Here is a 24,967-nt window from a genome sequence, read left to right on the forward strand (position 1 = left end):
GGGTCACCGGCGAACTGGGGGGAGGTCGCAGGCCGGTGACCACCGGGCGGGTTCAGGGGCCGCCGCCCGGTGTCCGGGGGCGTCAGCCCATGTGCGGGTAGCGGTAGTCCGTCGGGGCGACCATCGTCTCCTTGATGGCGCGCGGGGACATCCAGCGCAGCAGGTTGAACTTCGAGCCGGCCTTGTCGTTGGTGCCGGAGGCGCGGCCGCCGCCGAAGGGCTGCTGACCGACGATGGAGCCGGTCGGGCGGTCGTTGATGTAGAAGTTGCCGGCCGCGAAGCGGAGCTTGTCGGAGACCTCGGCGACGACCTCCCGGTCCTTGGCGAGGACGGCGCCGGTCAGCGCGTAGGCCGACGCGGACTCCATCTGCTCGACCGTCTTGTCGAAGTCGGCGTCCTCGTAGACGTGGACGGCCATGATCGGGCCGAAGTACTCGGTCTTGAAGACCTCGTTCTCCGGGTCCGAGCAGACGATGACGGTCGGGCGGACGAAGTAGCCGACCGAGTCGTCGTAGGTGCCACCGGCGACGATCTCGCAGGTCGGGTCGGCCTTGGCGCGGTCGATGGCGGCCTTGTTCTTGGCGAACGAGCGGTCGTCGATGACGGCGCCGATGAAGTTCGACAGGTCGGTGACGTCACCCATGGTGAGGCCGTCGACCTCGGCGACCAGCGCGTCCTTGAGGCCGCCCTCCCAGGTGGAGCGGGCGACGTAGGCGCGGGAGGCCGCGGAGCACTTCTGGCCCTGGTACTCGAAGGCGCCACGGGTGATGGCGGTCTTCAGGATCGCCGGGTCGGCGGTCGGGTGGGCGACGATGAAGTCCTTGCCGCCGGTCTCGCCGACCAGACGCGGGTAGGAGCGGTAGTTGGTGATGTTCTCGCCGACGGCCTTCCACAGGTACTGGAAGGTGGCGGTCGAGCCGGTGAAGTGGACGCCGGCCAGCTCCGGGTGCGGCAGCGCGACCTCGGAGACCTCCTTGCCGTCACCGGTGACGAGGTTGATGACGCCCTTGGGGAGACCCGCCTCCTCCAGCAGCTCCATCAGCAGGATCGCCGAGTGGGTCTGCGTCGGGGACGGCTTCCACACGACGACGTTGCCCATGAGCGCCGGGGCGGTCGGCAGGTTGCCGGCGATGGCGGTGAAGTTGAAGGGCGTGATCGCGTAGACGAAGCCCTCCAGCGGGCGGTGGTCCAGACGGTTCCACACGCCGTTCGGCTGGATGGGGGGCTGCTCCTGGAGCAGTTCCCGGGCGAAGTGCACGTTGAAGCGCCAGAAGTCGACGAGCTCACAGGGCGCGTCGATCTCGGCCTGCTGGGCGGTCTTGGACTGGCCCAGCATCGTCGAGGCGGCGATGGTCTCGCGCCACGGGCCGGACAGCAGGTCGGCGGCCTTCAGCAGGATCGCGGCGCGGTCGTCGAAGGACATCGCGCGCCACGCCGGGGCGGCGGCCAGGGCGGCGTCGATCGCCTCCTGCGCGTCGGCCTTGGTGGCGTTCGCGTAGGTGCCGATGACGGCCTTGTGGTTGTGCGGCTGCACGACGTCGAAGCGCTCGCCGCCGCCCATCCGCTTGACGCCGTTGATGGTCATCGGCAGCTCGACGGGGTTACCGGCGAGCTCCTTGAGCTTGGCCTCCAGGCGCGCCCGCTCCGGGGAGCCGGGGGCGTAGCCGTGCACCGGCTCGTTGTACGGGGCGGGGACGTGGGTCACAGCGTCCATGACGGCCGTGTCTCCTTCGTTTCGACGTCGGTTTCCATCGTGGTGCGAGCGGCAGCGCCGCTGCGGGTGGGCGGCGCGGGCGCTGCGGTGGGACTCGTGTCCCACCCTCCAGCATCCACCCGCGCCGACCCGTCCGGGGCCGTCAGCCGCGGGTGGCGAGCGACCGGAGGAAGAAGGCCAGGTTGGCGGGGCGCTCGGCGAGGCGTCGCATGAAGTAGCCGTACCAGTCGGTGCCGTACGGGATGTAGACGCGCATCCGGTGGCCCTCGTTGACCAGGCGCTCCTGCTCGGCCTCGCGGATCCCGAAGAGCATCTGGAACTCGTAGTCGCCGGGCTTGCGGCCGTTGCGCTGGGCGAGGTCCTGGCCGATGGCGACCATCCGCGGGTCGTGGGAGCCGATCATCGGGTACCCGTCGCCCGCCATGAGGATCTTCAGGCAGCGCACGTACGCCTTGTCGACCTCGCGCTTGTCCTGGAAGGCGACGGTCGCGGGCTCCTTATAGGCGCCCTTGACCAGCCGGACCCGGGAGCCCTCGCCGGCCAGTGCGTGGCAGTCGTCCTCGGTACGGAAGAGGTAGGACTGGACGACGGCGCCGGTCTGCGGGAAACGCTGGCGCAGCTCCGAGAGGATGGCGAGGGTGGAGTCGACGGTGGTGTGGTCCTCCATGTCGAGGGTCACCGTCGTACCGGCCTCGGCGGCGGCCTCGACCACCGGGAGGACGTTCTTGAGGGCCAGTTCGTGGCCGCCGGTCAGCGCCTGGCCGAAGGCCGAGAGCTTGACCGACATCTCGGCCTTGGTGCCGAGGTCCTGCTCCGAGAGCGCCTCGGTCAGCCGGAGGTAGGCGTCGCGGTTGCGGAGCGCCTCGGAGGGGTCGGTGATGTCCTCGCCGAGGTGGTCGAGGGTGACCTCCATCCCCCGCGCGGCCAGCGACCGCACGACGGCCATCGACTGGTCGAGCCGTTCACCGGCGACGAATCGGTCGACCACCGGGCGGGTGATCGGAGCGGCCGCGACGATGCGGCGGATGCTGTCGCTGCGCGCGGCGGCGAGAAGCACGGGACCCAGCATGGGGCACCTCCACGATTCAGGATGACAAATGCCGGGCGGGCGCCGTTTGGGGGCGGGCGCTGCGGCAAGGTGAGCCACCTGAAACTTAAGGATCTCGCCACCTTTCAGCCATCGACAGCTGTCACGCCTTCGTGTCCCGGATCTCAGACAGATGTATGACAATGAAATGAACGGCGAGCGGGGCAGCCGAGCCGCCGGGCTGCCGATGACGGCGGCGGGGGGGCTGTGGGGGGACGGGGGCGGGTAAGGCAAGTGACACGGAAGGAGACGGCCGGCGGATGCGGGGCGACTACCAGCAGCTCGTGGACGACATCTCAGCGGCGCTCGGAGCGCCCGCGACCCTGGAGGACCGCGATTTCGGGCTGATCGCGTTCGGTGCGCACGAAGGCGACGACGATCTCGTCATGGACCCGGTGCGCACCCGCTCGATCCTCCAGCGGCGCTCGTCGGCCGCGGTGCGCGCCTGGTTCGAGGCGTTCGGGATCGCCCGCGCCAAGTCCGCCCTGCGTATCCCGCCGGACCCGGCGGCGGGCGTGTTCAAAGGCCGGATCTGTCTGCCCGTACGCCACCGCGGCATCGTGCACGGCTACGTCTGGCTGCTGGACGACGGCCACCTCACCGATCTGGAGCTGGGCGGCCGGGACACCCCGCCGGACCCGCGGATCGAGCACGCCATGGAGACCGCGTCGCGGATCGGCGCACTGCTGGCCGAGGACGCCCGCGCCGGATCGGAGCTGGGCGACCTGCTGCGCGAACTGCTGCTGGCGCACCCCGGGGACCGCCCGGCGGGCGCCGTCCTGCTGCGCGACGCGCTCCGCGACACCCTGCGCTTCACCCCGGGCGCGCCACTGACCCTGGTGGCGGTGTTGCCCTGGGACACCACCGACACCGACGCCGCGCCGCCGCCGAGCCTGCCCGGGCTGCTGGCCGCGTGCGCGATGTACCCGGAGGGGCCGGGCGGCCGGGCCGACACCCCGGGGACGCTGCCGCTGGACGGCACCACCCCGCCGCGCGGCATCCCCGTGCTCACCGCCCCGCGCCCGCGGCAGCCGGCCCCCGCGCTGGCCGCGCTGGTACGGCTGCGGTCGCCGGGGGCGCTCGGGCCCGCGCACACCGTCGCCGAACATCTGCTGCGCTCCCCGCGCGCGGGCGCGGTCGCCCCGCAGCAGCAGGGCCGCGGCAGCGCCCGTACGCAGCCGCACCCGGAGGCCCGGATCGGCGCCGGGGTCGCCGGAATCGCCGCCGGGACCACGGAGTTGGCGGCGCTGCCGGGCGCCTGGCACGAGGCGCTGGACGCGGCCCGCGCGGCGCGCGCCGAACCCAAGCTGGGCACCGTCGCGGAATGGGCGGCCCTGGGCTCGTACCGGCTGCTCACCGCGTTGCCCACCGAAGCCCCGGACGCCTCCGTGCGGCCGCTGCTGGACCCGGCCCACACCGAACTGGCCCGCACCGCCGAGGCGTTCCTCGACTGCGCCGGTCAGGCCGGCCGCACCGCGCAGGTCCTCGGCATCCACCGGCAGACGCTCTACTACCGGCTGGGCCGGGTGGAGAAGCTCACCGGCCTCGATCTGGACGACGGCGAGGACCGGCTGCTGCTGCACATGGGGCTGAAGGCTTCACGGCTGTAACGGCGTCGGGCCCCGGAACGGCCCGGGTGCCCGGCGGCGTCGGACCGGCCCGGGTGCCCGGCGGCGTCGGGTGCGGCGCCGCGCCGTCGCGGGCGGGCGGGGGCCGGGCGCCGGCCCCCGCCACTCCCCCGGGTGCGACGCCCCACCCGGGCTACCGGCGGCGCTCCGGCCCCGGTCCCTTGCGCTCTCCCTTGCGGGTGGACATACCGTTGTCGAACTCCACTTCCTCCTTGCGGAGTTCGGCGTTGATCTCCCGCTGCTCGGTGACCCGCTCGGTCTCCAGCCGTACGCGTTCCACCGGCACGGTCCGCTTGGTGACCACGGCCTCCTCCTCGTGGAGGACGACCTCGACCTCGCCTTCGCCGAGCCGCGGGGCGGTGCGTCCGCGCATCCGCTCCTCGTCACTGATCTTCTCCCGGACCAGCCGCACCTCCTCGTGGCTGAGCGGGACGGTGCGGTGCACGTCCTCGGTCACCACGTGCTTGCGCAGATGCGCCCGGCCGGCCTCGCGCTCCTCGGTGCCGATCTGGATCCGCTCCTCGGAGAGCACGATCTCGGGGACCTGTTCGCGGGTCTTCCCGGTCTCCGGGGCCTCGCCCTCCGCACGGCCGCGGGACATCCCGGCGCCGGCCATCGGCCGGCCGGTGTGTTCGGTGCGAGCGGCGCGCTCGCCCTCGGCCATCGTGCGGTCGCGCTCCCCGGCCCGGGTACGGTGCCCGGCGGCCATCCCGGCGCCCGCGCCCGCGGCGGTCCCGGCGGCCACGCCCCCCGCCAGGCCGGCGCCCTTCATCGTCCCCGGCGTACCGGTCGTGGTGCCGGCCGGACTGCCGGTGTCGGCGCCCTTGGGGCCGCCGGTCGTCCCCGGCCGGGTCAGCCCGTAGTGGCGGTAGAGCTCATCCTCCTCGGAGGGGTCGAGGTGCCCGTCCGCGTCGATCCGCGGCGCCTCCTTGATGGTGTCCTTCGTGTGCGGAACATGCAGTTCGTCGTCGACCCGCCGGGCCCCGGCGAGCGGGATGAAGGTCTCCTTCATCCCGAACATCCCGGTCCGCACGGTGATCCACTCCGGGACGTTGGTGGCGTCGTCCCGGTAGACCTGCTGGACCGAGCCCACCTTGGCGCCCTCCGCATCGACCACGTGCAGGCCGGTGAGGTCCTGAGGGGTGTCACCCAGGGGTGCATTCATGGCGTCTTCTCCTTCCGCACGCGCCGGAGGGGGCACGCGCATTTCCCATTGCGCGTCGCCCCGACCCGCGCAGCGACTCGGGAACGGGTCCGCCAGGCAGCTCCGAGGCCCCCCGGACGGTCCTGACGGCGCTCCCGCCCACCCCGGTCACTACTCCATTCGGGTGAACGCAGGGGGCTGGAGCCACCGGGCCGCTCACCCGGCCGGACGCGCACCGTTCGCGGCCGGCCGCCCGCACGGCACCCGGGTACGCGAACGGGCCCGGACCCCGCGGCAGCGGAATCCGGGCCCGTCGGGAACGGTGCGGCTCAGCCGAGGTTCACGGCGCGCGCCGAGGAGGCGCCGATCTCGTCCGAGATCTCCGCGAGCACATTCGCCGGGATGGTGTCGTCGACGGTCAGCGCGACCAGCGCCTCGCCGCCCACGTCCGCCCGCGAGACCTGCATCCCGCCGATGTTGATCCCGGCCTCACCGAGGATCCGGCCGACGGTGCCGACGACGCCGGGACGGTCGCCGTAGCGCAGGAACGCCATGTGGTCGGCGAGCGCCAGGTCGATCGAGTGCTCACCGACGGCGACGATCTTCTGGGTGTTGCGGTGGCCGGAGAGCGTGCCGGAGATCGACACCTCCTGACCGTCCGCGAGGGTGCCGCGCACGGTGACGACGTTGCGGTGCTCGGCCGACTCGCTGCTGGTCGTCAGCCGCACCTCGACGCCGCGCTCCTGCGCGAACAGCGGGGCGTTGACGTACGACACGGTCTCGTCGACGACGTCCTCGAACACGCCCTTGAGCGCGGAGAGTTCGAGCACCTTGACGTCGTGCTGGGTGATCTCGCCGTACACCTCGACGTCGAGGCGGACCGCGACCTCACCGGCGAGCGCGGTGAAGATCCGGCCCAGCCGCTCGGCCAGCGGGAGCCCCGGCTTGACGTCCTCGGCGATGACACCGCCCTGGACGTTGACGGCGTCCGGCACCAGCTCACCGGCGAGCGCGAGCCGCACCGAGCGGGCCACCGCGATCCCGGCCTTCTCCTGTGCCTCACCCGTCGAGGCGCCGAGGTGCGGGGTCGCCACGACCTGGTCGAACTCGAACAGCGGCGAGTCGGTGCAGGGCTCGGAGGCGTAGACGTCGAGACCGGCGCCGGCCACCCGGCCCTCCTTGAGGGCGGCGGCGAGGGCCGTCTCGTCGACGATGCCGCCGCGCGCGGCGTTGACGATCCGGACCGACGGCTTGACCTTGTGCAGCGCGTCGTCGCCGATCAGACCGACCGTCTCCGGGGTCTTGGGCAGGTGGACGGTGATGAAGTCGGAGACCTCCAGCAGCTCGTCCAGCGAGAGGAGCTTGACGCCCATCTGCGCGGCGCGGGCCGGCTGGACGTAGGGGTCGTAGGCGACGACCTTCATGCCGAACGCGGACATCCGCTGCGCGACCAGCACGCCGATCCGGCCGAGGCCGACCACGCCGAGGGTCTTCTCGCTCAGCTCGACGCCGGTGTACTTGCTCCGCTTCCACTCGCCGTTCTTCAGGGCGGTGTTGGCCTGCGGGATGTTGCGCGCGGTGGCCACCAGCAGACCGCAGGCCAGCTCGGCGGCGGTGACGATGTTGGAGGTCGGGGCGTTGACGACCATCACACCGGCCTTGGTGGCGGCGGAGACGTCGACGTTGTCCAGGCCCACGCCCGCGCGGGCGACGACCTTCAGCTTCTTCGCGGCGGCGATCGCCTCGGCGTCGACCTTCGTCGCGGAGCGCACGAGGATCGCGTCGACCTCGGCGATGGCGGGCAGCAGCTCGGCGCGGTCGGCGCCGTTGCAGTGCCGGATCTCGAAGTCGGGGCCGAGCGCGTCGACGGTCGCGGGCGACAGTTCCTCGGCGATGAGTACGACGGGTTTGCTCACGTGGTCTTCAGTCCTCACTAGTCCTTCGCGGACGGCCGTCCCGACGGCCGAAGGCGGTGAAGGGGGCAGCCGCGTGAAGACGCACGACGTTGTGAGCCTGACGCGCTTGTGCCTGGCAGTGTAGTGGCGGCCCGGGGCTTCTCCTGCGCCGGAGCGTAAGGATCACCCGTGCGGGGTTCTACGGGGTGGACAAGGCGGCCGGGGCCCGCGTGTGCGGGCCCGCGGCCACAAGGGTGACGGGGGCCGCGGCACCGCCCGCGGCCCCCGTCACCCGGATGCTCACGCCTCGTCGTCGACCCAGCTCATGAGCTTGCGCAGCTCCTTGCCCGTGGTCTCCAGGAGGTGGTTCTCGTCGGCCTTCTTGTACTCGTTGTACTTCGGCAGACCGGCGTTGTACTCCGCCATCCAGTTGTTGGCGAAGGTGCCGTCCTGGATCTCGCCCAGGACCTTCTTCATCTCGGCCTTGGTCTGGTCGGTGATGATCCGCGGGCCGGTGACGTAGTCGCCCCACTCGGCGGTCTCGGAGATCGACCAGCGCATCTTCTCCAGGCCGCCCTCGTACATGAGGTCCACGATGAGCTTCAGCTCGTGCAGGCACTCGAAGTACGCGATCTCGGGCTGGTAGCCCGCCTCGACCAGCGTCTCGAAACCGGCCTTGACCAGCGCGGCGGTACCGCCGCACAGCACGGCCTGCTCGCCGAAGAGGTCGGTCTCGGTCTCCTCGGTGAAGGTGGTCTTGATGACACCGGCGCGGGTGCCGCCGATGGCCTTGGCGTACGAGAGGGCCAGCGCGAAGGCGTTGCCGGAGGCGTCCTGCTCGACGGCGGCGATGCAGGGCACGCCGCGGCCTTCCTCGTACTGACGGCGGACCAGGTGGCCGGGGCCCTTGGGGGCGACCATGCAGACGTCCACGCCGGCCGGGGCCTTGATGAAGCCGTAGCGGATGTTGAGGCCGTGGCCGAAGAACAGGGCGTCGCCGTCCTTGAGGTTGTCCTTGACGGACTCCTCGTAGACCTTCGCCTGGATCGGGTCCGGCACCAGGATCATGATGACGTCGGCCTCGGCCGCCGCCTCGGCGGGGGTGACGACGCGCAGACCCTGCTCCTCGGCCTTGGCCTTGGACTTGGAGCCCTCGTGGAGGCCGACGCGCACGTCGACACCCGAGTCACGCAGCGACAGCGCGTGGGCGTGGCCCTGGCTGCCGTAACCGAGGACCGCGACCTTGCGGTTCTGGATGAGGGACAGGTCGGCATCGGCGTCGTAGAACAGCTCGGCCACTTCGGGTATCTCCTTGGATCTAGCTGGTTGCCCACACAGTACGTCGGGCAGCGTGCGGAAGGTTTCGGGGTCTCGCGATGCGAGCGGGGCGGGCGGCGTCTGCGCAGGTCGGACGGTGCCCGCGGGGGTCAGGCCGTGCGGTCCAGGGCGCGCAGCGAACGGTCGGTGATGGACCGGGCGCCGCGCCCTATGGCGATGGTGCCGGACTGGACCAGCTCCTTGATGCCGAAGGGTTCGAGCATCTTGAGCATCGCCTCCAGCTTGTCGCTGGAGCCGGTGGCCTCGATCGTGACGGCGTCGGGTGAGACGTCGACGGTCTTGGCGCGGAAGAGCTGGACGATCTCGACGATCTGCGAACGGGTCTCGTTGTCGGCGCGGACCTTCACGAGGACGAGCTCACGCTGGATGGCGTGACCCGGCTCCAACTCGACGATCTTCAGGACGTTGACGAGCTTGTTGAGCTGCTTGGTGACCTGTTCGAGGGGGAGCGATTCGACACTCACCACGATGGTGACGCGGGAGATGTCGGGGTGTTCGGTGACACCGACCGCGAGGGAGTCGATGTTGAAGCCGCGGCGGGAGAACAGGGCGGCGATCCGGGCGAGGATGCCGGGGGTGTTCTCCACCAGGACGGAGAGCGTGTGCTTGGACATGTCGTCTTCTCTCTATCTTCCGTGACGTCCCGGTCTCAGTCGTCCGCGCTGTCGCCGAAGTCGGGGCGCACCCCGCGGGCGGCCATGACCTCGTCGTTGGAGGTGCCGGCGGCCACCATCGGCCAGACCTGAGCGTCCTCGTGGACGATGAAGTCGATCACGACGGGCCGGTCGTTGACGGCGTTGGCCTTGGCGATGACGGTGTCCAGCTCGGCCGGGTCCTCGCAGCGCAGGGCGACACAGCCCATCGCCTCGGACAGCTTGACGAAGTCCGGGACGCGGGTGCCGCGCGGCGCGCCGTCGGCGGGCTCGGCGTCGGGACCGCTGTGCAGCACGGTGTTGGAGTAGCGCTGGTTGTAGAAGAGCGTCTGCCACTGGCGGACCATGCCGAGCGCGCCGTTGTTGATGATCGCGACCTTGATCGGGATGTTGTTCAGCGCGCAGGTGGTCAGTTCCTGATTGGTCATCTGGAAGCAGCCGTCGCCGTCGATCGCCCAGACGGTGCGGTCGGGCATACCCGCCTTGGCGCCCATCGCGGCGGGGACGGCGTATCCCATCGTCCCGGCGCCGCCGGAGTTGAGCCAGGTGGAGGGCTGTTCGTAGTCGATGAAGTGGGCGGCCCACATCTGGTGCTGGCCGACGCCCGCGGCGTAGATGGTGCCCTCCGGGGCGAGCTTGCCGATGCGCTCGATGACCTGCTGCGGGGAGAGGCTGCCGTCCTCGGGGAGTTCGTAGCCCAGCGGGTACGTCTCGCGCCAGCGGTTGAGGTCCGTCCACCAGGCGGCGTGGTCGCCGCGGTGACCGGCCTCGTGCTCCGCCTGGACGGCGACGATCAGATCGGCGATGACCTCGCGGGCGTCACCGACGATCGGCACGTCCGCGACGCGGTTCTTGCCGATCTCGGCGGGGTCGATGTCGGCGTGGATGACCTTGGCGTACGGGGCGAAGGAGTCCAGCTTGCCGGTGACGCGGTCGTCGAAGCGGGCGCCGAGGGTGATCAGCAGGTCGGATTTCTGGAGCGCGGTGACGGCGGTGACCGAGCCGTGCATACCGGGCATGCCGACGTGCTGCGGGTGGGTGTCGGGGAACGAACCGAGCGCCATCAGCGTGGTGGCGACGGGCGCGCCGGTCAGCTCGGCCAGCACCTTCAGCTCTGCGGTGGCGCCCGCCTTCATCACGCCGCCGCCGACGTAGAGCACCGGGCGCTTCGACTCGACGATCAGCCGGGCCGCCTCGCGGATCTGCTTGGCGTGCGGCTTGGTGACGGGGCGGTAGCCGGGCAGTTCGGTGTGGGGCGGCCAGGCGAAGACGGTCTGCGCCTGCATCGCGTCCTTGGCGATGTCGACGAGGACCGGGCCGGGGCGGCCGGTGGAGGCGATGTGGAACGCCTCGGCGATCGTCCGCGGGATCTCGGCGGGGTCGGTGACCAGGAAGTTGTGCTTGGTGATCGGCATCGTGATGCCGCAGATGTCCGCCTCCTGGAAGGCGTCCGTGCCGATCGCGCCGGAGGCGACCTGACCGGTGATCGCGACCAGCGGGACGGAGTCCATGTGGGCGTCGGCGATCGGCGTGACGAGGTTGGTGGCACCGGGGCCCGAGGTGGCCATGCAGACCCCGACCTTGCCGGTGGCCTGGGCGTATCCGACGGCGGCGTGGCCCGCGCCCTGCTCGTGCCGCACCAGCACGTGCCGGACCTTCGCGGAGTCCATCATCGGGTCGTACGCCGGAAGGATCGCACCACCGGGAATGCCGAAGACCGTGTCGGCCCCCACCTCTTCCAGGGAGCGGATGAGGGACTGCGCACCCGTGACGTGCTCGACGGCGGCGGTGCGCTGCGCTCCTTGGGCGTGACGGGTCCGCTGCTGCGGATGGTGGGCCCCGGTGGCCTGCTCGGTCATCTGCGTCTCTTCTCGAAGCTGAGGGTTTTGGCGGGGTTTGGGGGGTCTGGTGCAACAAAAAACCCCTCGTGCCAGGAGGCAAGCGAGGGGAGCGCGTCGGTGCGGTCAGTTGGGTCGTTGCCCAGCTTCAGCCGACGCGCTGTCCAAGTACGAGAATTCGGGTGCGCATGGCACTGACCCTCCCCCCGGCGCGCCATGAGTGTCAAGTGGGTGGGACGGAGGTCTCACTATGTGAGCGGAGCGGAGGGTGGACGATGGCGTCGGGACCCGATCCGCCGTGCCGAACGGGCAGGCCACTGCCGGTGAGCACCACCGCGCGGCTCGGTCCGGCCTGGCTCGGCAGCGGGGTGGAACCGGCCGTCAGCACGCGGCGCAGCCGGTGCTCGTCGAGCGGCCCGGAGAAGGCGGCGCCCTGGCCATGGGTGCACCCCATCGCGCGCAGGGCGAGCACCTGCTCGGGCAGATCGACGCCCTCGGCGACCGACTGCATCCCGAGGTCGGAGGCGATCCGCAACAGGCCGGAAGTGATCTTGTGCAACCGGGCGGACTCCGCCACACCGTCGATCAGTCCGCGGTCCAGCCGCAGGACGTCGATGGGGAGCCGGCGCAGCGCACCGATCGCGGCGTACCCGCTGCCGAAGCCGTCGAGGGCGATACGGACGCCCAGCCGGCGCAGCGCCACCAGACGGCGCTCCAGCTCGTCCAGCGGGGTCCGGGCATCGCTCTCGGACAGCTCCAGGACGAGCGCGCCGGAGGGCAGGCCGTACCGGGAGAGCAAGGTCTCGATGGTCTTGGGCGGCAGCGAGCGGTCGAGGAGGCGGCGGGCGGAGAGCTGGACGGCGACCGGCACGCGGTGTCCCGCGCGGTGCCGGGCGGCGGCCTGCTCGACGGCGGCCTCCAGATGCCAGCGGCACAGCTCCGCGGTGCGGTCGCCGCCCTCGTCGGCGAGCCGCCCGCGCTCGCCGACCCGCAGGAACTCCGCGGGCGTGAACAGGATGCCCTGGGCGGAGCGCCACCGGGCGTGGGCCGCGACGGCGGTGACCCGGCCGGTCGCCAGCTCGACCACCGGCTGGTGCAGCAGCAGGAACTCGCCGTCGTGCAGCGCGCTGCGCAGCCGGGTGGCCAGCTCGGCGCGGCGGGCCACCTCGGCCTGCAGCTGGGGGGCGTACAGCTCGACGCGCCCCTTTCCGGCCTGCTTGGCGCGGTACATCGCGAGGTCGGCGTTGCGCATCAGACCTGCCGGGGTGATGCCGGGCTCGGCGAAGGCCACGCCGATGCTGGCGGCGACCCGTACGTCGCGCCCCTCGATGCGGTACGGCTCGGAGAGCGTGATGCGCAGCCGGTCGGCGATCTCGTGGATGCGGAACTCCCGGGTGGCGGGGTCGCAGGTGGCGTCGCCGGTGATCAGCGCGGCGAACTCGTCACCGCCCAGCCGGGCCGCTATGTCGCCGGAGCGCACCGACTCGCCGAGCCGCTTGGCGGCCTGGATGAGGAGCTCGTCGCCCGCCTGGTGGCCGATGGTGTCGTTGACCTGCTTGAAGCCGTCGAGGTCGATGTAGAGCACAGCGGTGCCGTGGTCCCCGGCGCGGCGGCCGGCCAGCGCCTTGCTGACGCGTTCGGTGAACAGGGCCCGGTTGGGCAGGTCGGTGAGGGCGTCGTGGGAGGCGTTGTGCTGGAGCTGCGCCTGGAGGCGGACCCGCTCGGTGACGTCCCGGGAGTTGAAGATCAGGCCGCCGTGGTGGCGGTTGACGGTCGATTCGACGTTGAGCCAGCCTCCCCCACTCCCGGCTTCGCCCGAACGGGAGGTGCCTCCCCCGCCCGGCCGCCGGTCACCGGCGCGGAAGCGGCACTCGATGCGGGTGGTGGGCTCCTCCTCGGGCGAGGCGGCGAGGAAGCGGCGGACCTCGTGGAGGACCCGGCCGAGGTCCTCGGGGTGGATGAGCGCGGAGAGTTCGGAGCCGACCAGTTCCTCCGCGTCGCGACCGTAGACACCGGCGGCGGCGGGGCTGACGTAGCGCAGCACCCCGCTGGGCGCGGCGATCATGATGACGTCGCTGGAGCCCTGCACCAGCGAGCGGAAGTGGTTCTCCTTCTGCGCCAGCTCCTGGGTGAGGGTGAGGTTGTCGAGCAGCACGATGCCCTGGCGGATGACCAGGGCGAGGACGACGGTGCAGCCGGTGAAGAGGACGACGCGGTCCAACCGCTGCCCGTCGAGGACGTTGGTGAGGATGCCGAGGGTGCACACCGCGGCGGCGAGATACGGCGCGAGCGCGCCGAGCGAGCCCGCGAGCGGCCGGGCCCCGGCGTACGGGAGCCGGCGCGGCGGCCGGACGGCGTCCTCGGTGGCCTCCCCCACCCGGCGGGTGAACCAGGGGGCGTAGGCGAGGAGGATCGAGCCGGCGAACCAGCCGGCGTCGAGGATCTGGCCGGAGCGGTAGTGCTCGCGCAGCAGCGGTGAGGTGAACAGGGCGTCGCACAGCACCGTCAGGGCGAGGGCGGCGATGGCGGTGTTGACCGCCGAGCGCTGGGCGCAGCCGCGCCGGAAGTGCAGTGCGAGGACCATGCTGACCAGCACGATGTCCAGCAGCGGATAGGCCAGCGCCAGCGCGCACCGGGCGACCGAACGGCCCTGGAAGTGGGTGGTGTGGGCGAGGGCGAGGCTCCAGGAGAGGGTGAGCAGGGAGCCGCCGATCAGCCAGGAGTCCAGCCCCAGACAGACCCAGCCGGCGCGGGTGACCGGCCGTTTGGCGAGGACCAGCAGCCCGACGATGGCGGGCGGGGCGAAGAGCAGGAAGCAGAAATCGGCCAGGGAGGGGCTGGGCACCGGGGCGCCCTCGACGACCTCGTACCAGCCCCAGATGCCGTTGCCGAGTGCGGCCATCGCCGAGGAGATGGCGAAGAGCGTCCAGGCGGGACGGGAGTGGGAGCCGACGGCGCGGGCGTACAGTGCGCAGGAGACGGCGGCCACCAGCGCGGCGATACTGAGCCCGAAGTCCCCCATGATCAGTGCGACTTCGGGGGACCCCCAGCCGAGGGCGGAGCCCACGGCGTACCCCCCGCAGACCGCGGCGAGCACGATTTGCGGCAGCAGGCTCGGCGGCCGGTCGGCGGGCAGCTGCGGCTGGGAGAGCACCGCACCCGGCGCGCTCACCGGACCCTCCCGGTCACGGTCCGGCTGTGACGCGGTCGGCGCACCGGAGGCTGCTGCCCCCTTCTTCCCGGTGCTCGTGGATCGCGTGATTCGCGGTGTGCCCATCGGCCGTACATCGCCCGTCGCCCCCCTCGCGTTCCGGATGCTTCACGGGCGCCGCTTGCCTCGTCGGCGCCGTCCCCGCTCGGGACGATACACCAGATCGGTCACTCAGGGATATAGGTTCTCTACGGAGCGTAACTATGCGTGAAGTGCGGACACGCTGCGCATTCATACGGACCCGTAGCGCTACTCCGGGGCATTCCGCTCCGCCGTCGCGACGGTGTTCCGCAGCGGCCGTCCGGCGGCGAAAAGGGTCAGCTGGTCGCGCAGGAGGCGCTTCGCACGGGGCAGAAAAGCAGAGCTGGGGCCCCCGACGTGTGGAGTGATGAGCACACCGGGGGCGCGCCACAGGGGGTGTTCGGCAGGCAGCGGTTCCGGATCGGTGACGTCGAGTGCCGCCCGCAGCCGCCCGGACGTCACCTCGGCGAGCAGCGCGGCGGTGTCCACGACCTTGCCGCGCGCGACGTTCACCAGCAGGGCGCCGTCCTTCATCCGGGCCAGGAAATCGCGTCCCACCAGGCCACGGGTGTCTTCGGTGAGCGGCGTGGCGAGGACGACGACATCGGCGTCCGGCAGGAGGTCGCCGAGCGCGGAGAGTGGATGCACAGGGCCGCGCACGGTCTCACGCGCGGTGCGCGCGAGGCGCGTCACCCGCGCGCACTCGAAAGGAGTGAGCCGGTCCTCGATGGCACTGCCGATCGATCCGTACCCCACGATGAGAACGGATCTGTCGGCCAGCGCGGGCCGGAACGCGGGGCGCCACTCCCCCGCGTCCTGGGCGCGGACGAAGTCGGGGACGCCGCGGAGCGCGGCCAGGATGAGCGTCAGCGCCAGCTCGGCGGTGCTGGCGTCGTGCAGCCCGCGGGCGTTGCAGAGCCGGGTGCCGGGCGGGAGTTGGCCCAGAGCGGGCAGAATGTGCTCGACGCCGGCGGTCAGCGTCTGGACCACCCGGAGTGCGCTCATCCGGGCGAGCGGTCGCAGCGATACCGCCACGTCCTTCATGTACGGCACGGCGTAGAACACACAGCGGGCGGGGTCGGCGGGATACTCGGGGCCCGCGTCCCAGTGGACGTAGTTCAGGCCCGTGGGGAGACCGTCGATCTCTTCCGGGGGAATCGGGAGCCAGACGTCGTGCGGGCTGCCGTGCGGGTCTGCGGTTGCCATGGTCCGAGGCTATGCGAAGGACCGTTCCTCCAGACGTTAGTTTGGTCTGGCCCTTGACCGGGGGCGAGGGGACGGAGGCACGACCAGGTGGAGCGCAGGACAATCGGCGCGGCAACGCTCGAAGTAGGTGCAATCGGGCTCGGCTGCATGCCGATGAGCTGGGGGTACACCGAGTCGCAGCGGGATTTCGAGAGTTCGCTGCGGGCCGTGCACACCGCGCTCGACCGGGGGTGCACCCTGCTGGACACCGCCGACATGTACGGGCCGTTCACCAACGAACTGCTGGTGGGCCGGGTGCTCAAGGAGCGGCGGTCCGACGCGTTCATCTCGACCAAGGGCGGGCTGCTCGTGGGCGAGCAGCACATCGTCGCCAACGGGCGGCCCGGCTATGTGAAGCGCGCCTGTGACGCCTCGCTGCGGCGGCTGCGGACCGATCACATCGACCTGTACCAGCTGCACCGCGCGGACCCGGAGGTGCCGATCGAGGAGACCTGGGGGGCGATGGCGCAGCTGGTGGCGGCGGGCAAGGTGCGGTCACTGGGGCTGTGCGCGGTGGGCGCCCGGGCGCTGCGGCCGACGCGGACGGACCGGCCGGTGCCCGGGGGCGGGCGGCGTCCCGGGGTGCGCACCCATCAGTTGACCCTGCGTCAGCTGGAGCGGATCCAGCAGATCTTCCCGGTCAGCAGCGTGCAGGCGGAGCTGTCGGTGTGGTCGCCGGAGGCGCTGGACGAGCTGGTGCCGTGGTGCGAGTCGCGCGGCGTCGGCTTCCTGGCCGCGATGCCGCTGGGCAACGGCTATCTGACCGGCACCCTGACGCCGGGCCAGGGCTTCGAACCGGAGGACATCCGGGCCCGCCATCCGCGCTTCACCGCCGAGATGATGGCGGCGAACCAGCCGGTGGTGGCCGGGCTGCGCCGGGTCGGCGCCCGGTACGGCGCGACGCCGGGGCAGGTCGCGCTGGCCTGGGTGCTGGCGCAGGGCCGCCATGTGGTGCCGGTCCCGGGGACGAAGAAGGAGCGCTGGGCGGCGCAGAACGCCAAGGCCGCCGATCTGGTACTGGACCGCGCGGACCTGGCGGAGATCGCGTCCCTGCCACCGGCCCGGGGGTCCTGGTACTGACGCGGGTGCGGGACCGCCGGCGGCTGCCGCTGCCGACGGCTGCCGGGCGCCCGCCGGGCGGGCCCGGGCGGCGCCCCGTCCGCCGGCAAGGGCCTGACGCCGCATCACCGCACGGCGAAGCCTGACGTCACGCCGTCCGGCCCGAGACGGCGTCCCCCGTACCGCCGCCTCGGTGGGCGTCCGTGCGGCGGCGGAGGGAATCGCGGTGTCGGCCGCCGCGCGGCGCGGTGCGGGTGTGGTGTCCTGGGGCGGGCCGGGCGGCCGGATGTCGCGGTGTCCGCGCGGCCGTACGGGCGGCCCCGTCGGCCGTACGGCCGCTGTCCGCGTCCTGACATTCCCGGGCCCGCGCGTCCGGCCCGGCGCCTCCGGCGCGTTCGGCGGCCGGACGGCGCGCGGGCCCGGCGCGCACGCCCTCCCGGTACGGGCCGGGGCCGCCCGCGCACCGCCCCCGACGAGAGGAACCCGCCGTGCCACACCGCCTTCCGGCCGCCGTGACGGCCACCGCCGTCCTGCTCCTCGTGGCGGGCTGCTCCGCCGAGGGGGCCCGGCCCGTCCCGGGTGCGCCGTCCCCGGGGCGGTCCGCCGCCGCGGTCACCGGGCCGGAGCGGGACGCCTCCCCGCCGCCCGCCAAGGGGTCGGCCGAGGTGACCCGCACCCTGGCCACGGGGCTCAACTCCCCCTGGGGCGTCGCCGCGCTGCCGGGCGGTGATCTGCTGGTGGGCTCCCGCGACAAGGGCACGCTCACCCGTGTCTCGGCCCGCGACGGGCACAAGACCGAGGTGGGGTCGGTGCCCGGTGTCGCCCCGGGCGGCGAGGGCGGTCTGCTGGGGCTCGCCGTCTCCCCGTCGTTCCGCGGCGACCACCTCGTCTACGCGTACTTCACCACCGCCTCCGACAACCGCATCGCCCGGATGCGCTACGACGACACCCGGCACGCCGGTGATCAGCTGGGGACCCCGGGCGTGGTGCTGCGGTCCATCCCCAAGGGCCGTATCCACAACGGCGGGCGGCTCGCCTTCGGGCCGGACCGGATGCTCTACGCGTCGACCGGCGAGACCGGCGACGAGGATCTGTCGCAGGACAAGAAGTCCAAGGCGGGCAAGATCCTGCGGATGACCCCGGACGGCGCGCCCGCGCGCGGCAACCCCGACCCCCGTTCGGTGGTGTACTCCTACGGCCACCGCAACGTGGAGGGTCTCGCCTGGGACAGCGGAAGGCGGCTGTGGGCCTCGGAGTTCGGCGAGGACACCTGGGACGAGCTGAACCTCATCGAACCGGGCCGCAACTACGGCTGGCCGGCCCGCGAGGGCAAGGGCCCTGCCGACGGCCGCTACGTCAACCCGGTGCTCCAGTGGAGGCCCGCCGACGCCTCGCCCAGCGGGCTGGCGTACGCCGGGGGATCCCTGTGGATGGCCGCGCTCCGTGGTGAGCGGCTCTGGCGCATCCCGCTGAACGGGGCGAAGCCGGAGGCGGCCCCGCAGGCGTTCTTCACCAAGCGCTACGGGCGGCTGCGGACCGTCCTGCCGGCGGACCACGGGGCGCTGTGGCTGGTCACGAGCAACACGGACGGACGGGGGGACCCGCGGAAGGGCGACGACCGGATTCTGCGGGTGAAGATCAGCTGACGGCCGCTCCCCGGCATGGCCGAAGGCCCACCGGACCGGTGGGCCTTCGTGGTGGTGCGGGGAGCCGACGCCGTCAGCCCGCCGGGGCCTGGGCCGGGGCCTTGGGGATGGTGGGCAGGCTCGCCAGCAGGTCGAAGTACATGCCCGCGGAGATGAGCAGCCCGAGGACGCCGAGGGCCAGACCGCCCCAGGCGACGGCGCGGGTCCAGGTGGCGCGCGGCCGGTTGAAGAGCACCGCGGCGCCGACGGCCACGGCGAGCAGCGCGAAGACACCGTTGATCAGTGCGGTGGTGTGCCAGGGCGCCCCGTAGACGGTGGCGATCTGGTCGGTGGCCTTGCCGGACTGGAGCTTGATCTGCCCCAGCAGGGTCTGCCGCTCGGCGAGCAGCGTGCCGAGCCAGGTGCCGGTCACGGAGGCGAGGCCGAGCCCCGCGGCGACGACGGCGCCCGCGCCCCGCTTCACCCCGGTCGGGGCGGGGGCCGCACCGTCCGCCTCGCCGTCGGCGTCCCCGGCGTCCCCGGCGTCCCCGGCGTCCTCCGTGTCCACGGCGTCCGCGCCGGTGCCGTCGGCCGGGTCCGCACCGTCCTGCTCGTCCGTGGCGGACGTGGTGGCCGCGGCGGCCGCGGCGGTCGCCGCGTCGTCCCGGTCACCGGCCGGCTTCCCGGCGTCCTTCCCCTCCGTCCGCGGGGTCTCCGTGGCGGTGTCCCCCGTCACGGACGGGTCGTCGGTTCGCGTCGCGTCGCGCTCATCGGTCGTCGTCCTGGTCGTTCCCATGGGCGCGACCGTAGGGGCCGCGTCTGAGAGCGGGATGAGAGTCGGATGAACGCGGGGACAGCGCGGGGCGCGGGTGACGGCCCGGCCGTGGTGCCGCCCCACGCCGCCCGCGCGGGGCGCGCCCGCCCGAGCGGCGTGGGGCAACCCCACCTGACGCGCCGTCACCCGGTCACCGACTCCTCCCCGTTCTCGATGTGCCCCATCAGCCGCCGACGGAACGACGTGTCCTCCGCCGCCGTCAGGGCCAGGTCGTACCAGCCGTGGGCCGCGGCCGCCGGATGGGCGACGGTGCGGGTGGCGCCCGCCCGGACCGTCAGCGTGCGCGGGGCGGCGTCGGCGTAGGCGAGCGGGGCCAGGGTGAGGGTGAGGTCGGCGGAGCCGCCGTTGACGACGGTCAGATGCAATTCGCGGCGGTCCGCGTCGAGGCGGGTGCGGACGGCCAACGCGGCGGCGGCGCCCCGGGCGCTCCCGGCGAACTCCCGGCGGAAGCCGTTCGGCCCGGTGAGGGTGAAGCGGTACGCACCGTCCTTGACCGGCACGTCCCAGGTGCCCTTCCCCGCCACGTCGCGGTGCTGGGGCGTGCCGTACTCCTTCGCGTACGGGTACAGCGCCAGGTGGGCGGAGGCCGCGCCGTCGTTGCGGACGGCCAGCCGGAAGAGGCCGGCGTCCGCGTCCAACGCGCCGTCGGCGTCCGGCCGGTAGGGCAGCGGGCGAGCCGGGCGGACCCCGGGCTCCTGCTCCGGGAGCGCCTGGTGGACGGGCGGCTGCGGCGCCCAGCGGCCGCTGAACGGCGGGATCGCGCCGGGCTGCGCCACCGACGGCTGCCTGCGGCCGCGGCGGAAGTCGAACGCGCCGGTCAGATCGCCGCAGACGGTCCGCCGCCAGGCACTGATGTTGGGCTCGCGCACCCCCGTCCACTTCTCCAGGAACCGGGTGATGGAGGTGTGGTCGAACACCTGCGAGCAGGCGTAGCCGCCCACCGTCCAGGGCGAGATGACGAGCATCGGCACCCGCATGCCCAGGCCCGTCGGCTTGCCGTCCCAGAACTCCCCCTCGGTCCCGGGCGGCGGCACCGGCGGCGGTACGTGGTCGAAGAACCCGTCGTTCTCGTCGTACGTCAGGAAGAGCGCGGTGTGCCGCCAGACGTCCGGGTTGCGGCCCAGGGCGTCGAGGACCTTGTAGACGATGGTGGCGCTGGCGACCGGCGAGGAGGAGCCGGGGTGCTCGGAGTCGGCGGCCGACGGGACGATGTACGACACCTCGGGCAGCTTCCCGCTCGCCACATCGGCGGCGAACGAGGTGGCGGTGGAGTCCGGCTCCCCGCGGCGCAGCGCCCGCTCGAAGAGGCTGCGGTCACCCGCGCCGAGCGCCCGGACGCCCTGCTCCAGCTGTGCCAGCAGCTTCTCGCGTCCGGCGGCGTCGGCGGCGGCCACCTTCGCGTAGAAGGCGGTCATGTTCGCCGCGCCGTCCACCTCGGCCAGGGCCTTCCTCGCCACCGCCTTGAAGCTCGCGTAGAACTCCAGGTTGTTGTCGGTGAAGTTGTCCCACTCCTGGTAGACGCGCCAGCTGTGGCCGGCCTTCTCCAGCCGCTCCGGGTACGTCGTCCAGGTGTAGCCGGGGTGGTTGTCCTCGTCGTAGGCGTCGTTGCCGACGGCGCGGCGGCCGCTGCCCGGCTCGAAGCCCGTCCAGCCGCTGACCAGGTGGTTGCGGTTGGGGCTGGTGGAGGAGTGGATGGCGGAGTGGTACGCGTCGCAGACGGTGAAGGTGTCGGCCAGCTCGTGGTGGAGCGGTATGTCGCGGCGGTCGTAGTGGGCCATGGTGGCTGCGGTCTTGGCGGTGACCCAGTTGTTCATCCAGCCGTCGTTCCACGCCTTGGCGCCGCCGTCCCACTCGTGGTTCAGCGCGCCTATGTACTGGAGGTCCTTGTGCTGGGCGGCGGCCGCCTCGCGCACCGGGAACGGCAGGACGGTGCCGACGCCGAGCAGCCCCGGCTGTTCGAAGACGGAGCGGCCGCCGGGCAGTTCGACGGCGTTGCGGTCGGCGTAACCGCGGACGCCGCGCAGAGTGCCGAAGTAGTGGTCGAACGAACGGTTCTCCTGCATCAGCACGACGACGTGCCGGATGTCGCCCAGCTCCCCGCCGCGCCGCCCGGGCCGCGCCGCATCGGCGGCCAGCGCCTGCTGCAACGACGGCGGCAGCAGCGACCCGACGGCCGCCGCACCCGCCGCCGCGGCGCCCACGCCCAGGACCCGCCTACGAGATACCTCCGGTGCCACGCCCGACCTCCCAGTCGACAGTCGACGGCCTTCGGTCAGGCCGTCGAGAGGGTGCGACGGGGACGCTAGCGGCCCGGTGTGACCTGCGACAGGTGCTGAGGTGACAACTTGGGGAACACGTGACCGAAGCCGCTGCCGTGCGGGCCCCGCCGCGGACCGGGCGGCCGGGCGCACGGGGCCCGCTCGGCCCGCGGCGGCTCAGTCCGCGAGCAGCGCCGGTGCCAGCTCCTCCAGCTGACCGAGCCCGGGGTCCGCCGGGTCCGCCGTCAGCGGCTGGACGGCGACGTGGTCGGCGCCCGCGTCGAGGTGGTCACGCACCCGGCGCCGGATCGCGTCCACATCGCCCCAGGCCACCAGCGCGTCGACCAGCCGGTCGCTGCCGCCGCCCGCGAAGTCCTCGTCGCCGAAGCCGAACCGGCGCAGGTTCCCCACGTAGTTCGGCAGCGTCAGATAGCGGCTCACATGGTGCTCACGGGCCAGGGCGCGGGCCGTCGCCGGGTCGCTCTCCAGCAGTACCGCCTGCTCGGGCGCGAGCAGCGGGCCGTCGCCGAGGACCTCGCGGGCGTGGGTGGTGTGCGCCACCGGCACGAAGTACGGGTGGGCGCCGGACGCCCGGTCCCGGGCCAGCTCCAGCATCTTCGGGCCGAGCGCCGCCAGCACCCGGTCGGGCTCCGCCGCGGGGGCCGGGCCGTCGTACGCCGCGCCGTCCATCGCGTCGAGGTAACCGCGCATCGCGGCCAGCGGCTTGGTGTAGGTGTGGCCGCGCGCGCCGACGAGCGGGGCGTGGCTGGCGCCGAGGCCGAGCAGGAAGCGGCCGTCGTACGCCTCGGCGAGGGTACGGGTGGCGGCCTGGGCCGCGGCGGCGTCGCGGGCCCAGATGTTGGCGATGCCGGTGGCGACGGTGAGCCGTTCGGTGGCGGAGAGCAGCAGCCCGGCGTGGGTGAACGCCTCCTTCGAGGTGGGGCCCTCCCCCACCCACAGGGCGCCGTAGCCGAGGCGTTCGATCGCGGCGGCGGCCCGGCGTCCGGTCGCCGCCGGGAGCAGGCCGAGCCCGCCGTGCCAGACACCGACCCGGCCGATCCGCGGGGCGAGAGCGTGCTGGGACACCGTTCCTCCAGAGGGTCGGGGGACGTCCGCGTCCCGTTCCGTGCGCTCTACAGCGTCCCCGGCGCGCCCGGCATTCCTTGATCGGACGGGCGGTTTCACGCGGCGGGGACACGCGAACGGCGGCCGTCTCCCCGGGAGTTCCGGGGACAACCGCTCCGGTCGCCTCAGGCGAGGAGTGAGAGGGCGACCAGGCACAGGAGGAGCGAGCAGGCCATGATCCAGCCCCCCGTGGCAACCACTCGTGAACGGTCCGATCGCCACCCACGCACCATCACGATGAGGCCGCCGCACATGAACACCAAATTGACAAGAGTCACCCAGAGATTTCTGCCTGTCACGACAGAGAGAATGACAAGAACCCAGGGCGCCAGGATTCCCGCCCCCAGCAAGAGTGTGGTGAACTGCCCTCGCTCGCGGAGTGCCATTTCATCGACAGCACCCATACGGTCGAGATCAGGTAGTTCCGAATTCATCACGTTCCCCCCTATTCATATGAGCCCCTTCACCTACGCAAGATTCAGAACGAACTCCCCCTCTGGCCACCGTGACGGCTCTTCTCACGAGAGGCACGCGTCCGCTCTTCACGCTCCCTGGCGATCTCCTCGCGCTGCTCTTCCAAGAATTTAGCACCCTCACGCTCCGCATGGGCACGTTCCGCTTCCGACATCTCATCCCACTTGCCACGGAATGTATCGACATGCTTCACCAGCTCTTCTTCGTACGCCCCCACACGCACCGCCTCACGCAAACCGATGCGGCCGGAGAGAACTTCACGAGCCATTTCCTGCATAACCTCCCCGGCCTTGCCATCAGCCAGCACCTCCAACTGCTTTCGCAGCAATCGAGCCATAGCAGGGTCTCGCGTGATGGGAAGGAACTCTTCATCTCCGACGCGAGGGTCATCATCGCGCTCAGGCATGCATACTCCTAGTCCTCAGATACTGATCAAACCGCTGGGCTGTCATATCCCTTTCCCGGCAGCGGAAACTTCACCATGTTGGCGTCATGGAGGTGAGTCAACCCTGTAACGACCCCCACCGAACCACTCACACAGGTCTGCACCTGCGTGATCAGAGCAGAAATCCTGCCCCAGAGAGTAATCATGGCCGCGATCTCTCCCGCGATCGCACCTGCCGCGATAACCGGACCGACCAGAGTGAAACTCGTCGACGCACCGGCGGCAGCAGTAATGGCCGCAGTGAGAGCGAGGTCCAGAATCCCGCTCAACAAGTCACCACATGCCTCAGCAGCATTCCAGACGGCTTCCGTCACAACTTCATACTGCTTTTTGAGCTCATCAAATCCCTCCTTCATGGAGGAGACGTCTTTCGCCAGAGTACTCATGTAGACATACGCGGAGTCCGCGGCATTCCCGGACCAGGTGGAATCGAGCGCCTTGTTCCCGGATTCGATGTTCTGGGCTAGTTCATCGCAGAAATCCCCTAGGGCACCCCACGCCTTAGCGCACTTTGCATACTCCTCCCAGCTTCCCCCCAGGAGCTTCTTCGCCTCATCGACCGGATTGAAGTCGAACGCCAGCTCCAATCCTTTGCTGATCATCGCCGAGGGGCTCAGGACATCCCCGTAAGCCGTGAGGTCCCGGTAGAGACCGCCCGGCTCGTCCTTGTCCTCGTTCAACTTGGGGTTCACCAGCCGACCGGCGGGCTCAGCGACATCAGCAAAGCTCATCAGAATACTCCCGGTTCACACGATATCCGTTCACTGCGAGAAAAGGGATGCGGAACCATTCACCGCTTTGACGCAGGATAGGTGGAGTCAATCTTGGACGCCTGCTGTCGATCAGTCCTCTCATAAAAGGAGGCACTGCGCGCCATCTCCCCCTGCGAGGACTCCAGGATCCGGTGGAGCTTCTTCAGCATTGACTCCACATTCTCCATCACTCCGTCATGGCCGCCGCCAAAAATACTGGCAATGGCAGAAACCGGCCCCTTGTCAAAGACTCCGATCGAACATTGGCGCCGCACATACTCCAATGCCTGATTGGTATCGTCAGCAGCCCTCCCGAGCTGCTTGGAGAACGCGTTCAAATCACCCGGTTCAACCTGAAAAGTCACAATTCAGCCCCCTGCGAGTTCCAGCAACGCTGATGAGTGAGCTTATCAAATCAGCGTATGGGAACCCCCAATCGGGTAAAATTCAGCAAAATGGATCACGCGTTTCCCGGGCACTCCATGACATATCGCACGCACCAACGTTCTCCACTTCTCAGCAAAAGAGGGGAAGCCTGGCCGCGCGCCATTGGGGAGAACTACTCGTACCCGACTAACGCGTCGGTTTCTTCCCCTGCGGGCATCAGCGGAAGCATCCGC

General features: G+C 71.5%; 18 protein-coding genes. 3 read left to right on the plus strand and 15 right to left on the minus strand.

Annotated features, from left to right (window positions below):
• Nucleotides 1-82: 82 nt before the first annotated feature.
• Together pruA and ACF1BH_RS00120 are read right to left on the minus strand one after the other, a co-directional pair.
• Nucleotides 83-1,714 (minus strand): L-glutamate gamma-semialdehyde dehydrogenase, encoded by a 1,632-nt coding sequence (gene pruA / locus ACF1BH_RS00115; protein ID WP_391640115.1) that lies wholly within the window; start codon nt 1,712-1,714, stop codon nt 83-85.
• 142 nt (nt 1,715-1,856) lie between these two features.
• Complete coding sequence (locus ACF1BH_RS00120) at nt 1,857-2,783, minus strand: proline dehydrogenase family protein (RefSeq protein ID WP_391640116.1); 927 nt, start codon at nt 2,781-2,783, stop codon at nt 1,857-1,859.
• A gap of 278 nt (nt 2,784-3,061) precedes the next feature.
• Between ACF1BH_RS00120 and ACF1BH_RS00125 the strand changes: the two genes are divergently transcribed.
• Complete coding sequence (locus tag ACF1BH_RS00125; protein WP_391640117.1) at nt 3,062-4,411, plus strand: helix-turn-helix domain-containing protein; 1,350 nt, start codon at nt 3,062-3,064, stop codon at nt 4,409-4,411.
• A 151-nt stretch (nt 4,412-4,562) separates the two neighbouring features.
• On the opposite strand, the gene ACF1BH_RS00130 is transcribed toward ACF1BH_RS00125, so the two are convergent.
• The 7 genes from ACF1BH_RS00130 to ACF1BH_RS00160 all read right to left on the minus strand — a co-directional run bounded on the left by ACF1BH_RS00130 (nt 4,563) and on the right by ACF1BH_RS00160 (nt 15,735).
• Nucleotides 4,563-5,594, minus strand: coding sequence for a PRC and DUF2382 domain-containing protein (locus ACF1BH_RS00130; protein ID WP_391640118.1), 1,032 nt, complete (start codon nt 5,592-5,594; stop codon nt 4,563-4,565).
• Between the two features lie 308 nt (nt 5,595-5,902).
• Complete coding sequence (gene serA, locus ACF1BH_RS00135; RefSeq protein WP_391640119.1) at nt 5,903-7,489, minus strand: phosphoglycerate dehydrogenase; 1,587 nt, start codon at nt 7,487-7,489, stop codon at nt 5,903-5,905.
• Between the two features lie 279 nt (nt 7,490-7,768).
• Nucleotides 7,769-8,767 (minus strand): ketol-acid reductoisomerase, encoded by a 999-nt coding sequence (gene ilvC, locus ACF1BH_RS00140; protein ID WP_391640120.1) that lies wholly within the window; start codon nt 8,765-8,767, stop codon nt 7,769-7,771.
• Nucleotides 8,768-8,895: 128 nt separating this feature from the next.
• Nucleotides 8,896-9,420, minus strand: a complete 525-nt coding sequence (gene ilvN / locus ACF1BH_RS00145; protein WP_143942544.1) for an acetolactate synthase small subunit — start codon at nt 9,418-9,420, stop codon at nt 8,896-8,898.
• Nucleotides 9,421-9,455: 35 nt separating this feature from the next.
• Complete coding sequence (locus tag ACF1BH_RS00150; protein ID WP_391640121.1) at nt 9,456-11,318, minus strand: acetolactate synthase large subunit; 1,863 nt, start codon at nt 11,316-11,318, stop codon at nt 9,456-9,458.
• A gap of 202 nt (nt 11,319-11,520) precedes the next feature.
• The gene (locus ACF1BH_RS00155; RefSeq protein ID WP_391640122.1) at nt 11,521-14,469 is read right to left on the minus strand and encodes a putative bifunctional diguanylate cyclase/phosphodiesterase; all 2,949 of its coding nucleotides are present in this window, start codon (nt 14,467-14,469) and stop codon (nt 11,521-11,523) included.
• Nucleotides 14,470-14,757: 288 nt separating this feature from the next.
• Nucleotides 14,758-15,735 (minus strand): 2-hydroxyacid dehydrogenase, encoded by a 978-nt coding sequence (locus ACF1BH_RS00160; protein WP_391640123.1) that lies wholly within the window; start codon nt 15,733-15,735, stop codon nt 14,758-14,760.
• 87 nt (nt 15,736-15,822) lie between these two features.
• On the opposite strand from ACF1BH_RS00160, the gene ACF1BH_RS00165 reads away from it, so the two are divergent.
• Nucleotides 15,823-16,854 (plus strand): aldo/keto reductase, encoded by a 1,032-nt coding sequence (locus ACF1BH_RS00165; RefSeq protein WP_391640124.1) that lies wholly within the window; start codon nt 15,823-15,825, stop codon nt 16,852-16,854.
• A gap of 467 nt (nt 16,855-17,321) precedes the next feature.
• Complete coding sequence (locus tag ACF1BH_RS00170) at nt 17,322-18,479, plus strand: PQQ-dependent sugar dehydrogenase (protein ID WP_391640125.1); 1,158 nt, start codon at nt 17,322-17,324, stop codon at nt 18,477-18,479.
• A 73-nt stretch (nt 18,480-18,552) separates the two neighbouring features.
• On the opposite strand, the gene ACF1BH_RS00175 is transcribed toward ACF1BH_RS00170, so the two are convergent.
• The 6 genes from ACF1BH_RS00175 to ACF1BH_RS00200 form a co-directional block, all read right to left on the minus strand.
• A complete protein-coding gene (locus ACF1BH_RS00175) occupies nt 18,553-19,254 on the minus strand; it encodes a hypothetical protein (protein ID WP_391640126.1) in 702 nt (233 codons plus the stop codon).
• 161 nt (nt 19,255-19,415) lie between these two features.
• Nucleotides 19,416-21,530, minus strand: a complete 2,115-nt coding sequence (locus ACF1BH_RS00180) for a phosphocholine-specific phospholipase C (protein ID WP_391640127.1) — start codon at nt 21,528-21,530, stop codon at nt 19,416-19,418.
• A gap of 198 nt (nt 21,531-21,728) precedes the next feature.
• Nucleotides 21,729-22,637 carry a TIGR03620 family F420-dependent LLM class oxidoreductase gene (locus ACF1BH_RS00185; protein ID WP_391640128.1) on the minus strand — a complete coding sequence of 303 codons (909 nt, stop codon included), beginning with the start codon at nt 22,635-22,637 and terminating at the stop codon, nt 21,729-21,731.
• A gap of 517 nt (nt 22,638-23,154) precedes the next feature.
• Entirely contained in the window at nt 23,155-23,556 is a 402-nt protein-coding gene (locus tag ACF1BH_RS00190; protein WP_391640129.1) for a hypothetical protein, read from the minus strand.
• Between the two features lie 26 nt (nt 23,557-23,582).
• On the minus strand, nt 23,583-24,326 hold the full coding sequence (locus ACF1BH_RS00195; RefSeq protein WP_391640130.1) for a hypothetical protein: 744 nt from the start codon (nt 24,324-24,326) through the stop codon (nt 23,583-23,585).
• 59 nt (nt 24,327-24,385) lie between these two features.
• The gene (locus ACF1BH_RS00200) at nt 24,386-24,712 is read right to left on the minus strand and encodes a hypothetical protein (protein WP_391640131.1); all 327 of its coding nucleotides are present in this window, start codon (nt 24,710-24,712) and stop codon (nt 24,386-24,388) included.
• Nucleotides 24,713-24,967: the final 255 nt, after the last annotated feature.

Source organism: Streptomyces sp. NPDC014733 (assembly GCF_043083385.1).
GTDB lineage: Bacteria > Actinomycetota > Actinomycetes > Streptomycetales > Streptomycetaceae > Streptomyces.

Bases quoted from the DNA above. Each gene is read 5' to 3' on its own strand.
- ACF1BH_RS00120 (WP_391640116.1), bottom strand. From the start codon at position 2,783: ATGCTGGGTCCCGTGCTTCTCGCCGCCGCGCGCAGCGACAGCATCCGC.
- ACF1BH_RS00150 (WP_391640121.1), bottom strand. From the start codon at position 11,318: ATGACCGAGCAGGCCACCGGGGCCCACCATCCGCAGCAGCGGACCCGT.
- ACF1BH_RS00175 (WP_391640126.1), bottom strand. From the start codon at position 19,254: ATGGGAACGACCAGGACGACGACCGATGAGCGCGACGCGACGCGAACC.
- ACF1BH_RS00190 (WP_391640129.1), bottom strand. From the start codon at position 23,556: ATGCCTGAGCGCGATGATGACCCTCGCGTCGGAGATGAAGAGTTCCTT.
- ACF1BH_RS00125 (WP_391640117.1), top strand. From the start codon at position 3,062: ATGCGGGGCGACTACCAGCAGCTCGTGGACGACATCTCAGCGGCGCTC.
- pruA (WP_391640115.1), bottom strand. From the start codon at position 1,714: ATGGACGCTGTGACCCACGTCCCCGCCCCGTACAACGAGCCGGTGCAC.
- ACF1BH_RS00195 (WP_391640130.1), bottom strand. From the start codon at position 24,326: ATGAGCTTTGCTGATGTCGCTGAGCCCGCCGGTCGGCTGGTGAACCCC.
- ACF1BH_RS00160 (WP_391640123.1), bottom strand. From the start codon at position 15,735: ATGGCAACCGCAGACCCGCACGGCAGCCCGCACGACGTCTGGCTCCCG.
- ACF1BH_RS00130 (WP_391640118.1), bottom strand. From the start codon at position 5,594: ATGAATGCACCCCTGGGTGACACCCCTCAGGACCTCACCGGCCTGCAC.
- ilvN (WP_143942544.1), bottom strand. From the start codon at position 9,420: ATGTCCAAGCACACGCTCTCCGTCCTGGTGGAGAACACCCCCGGCATC.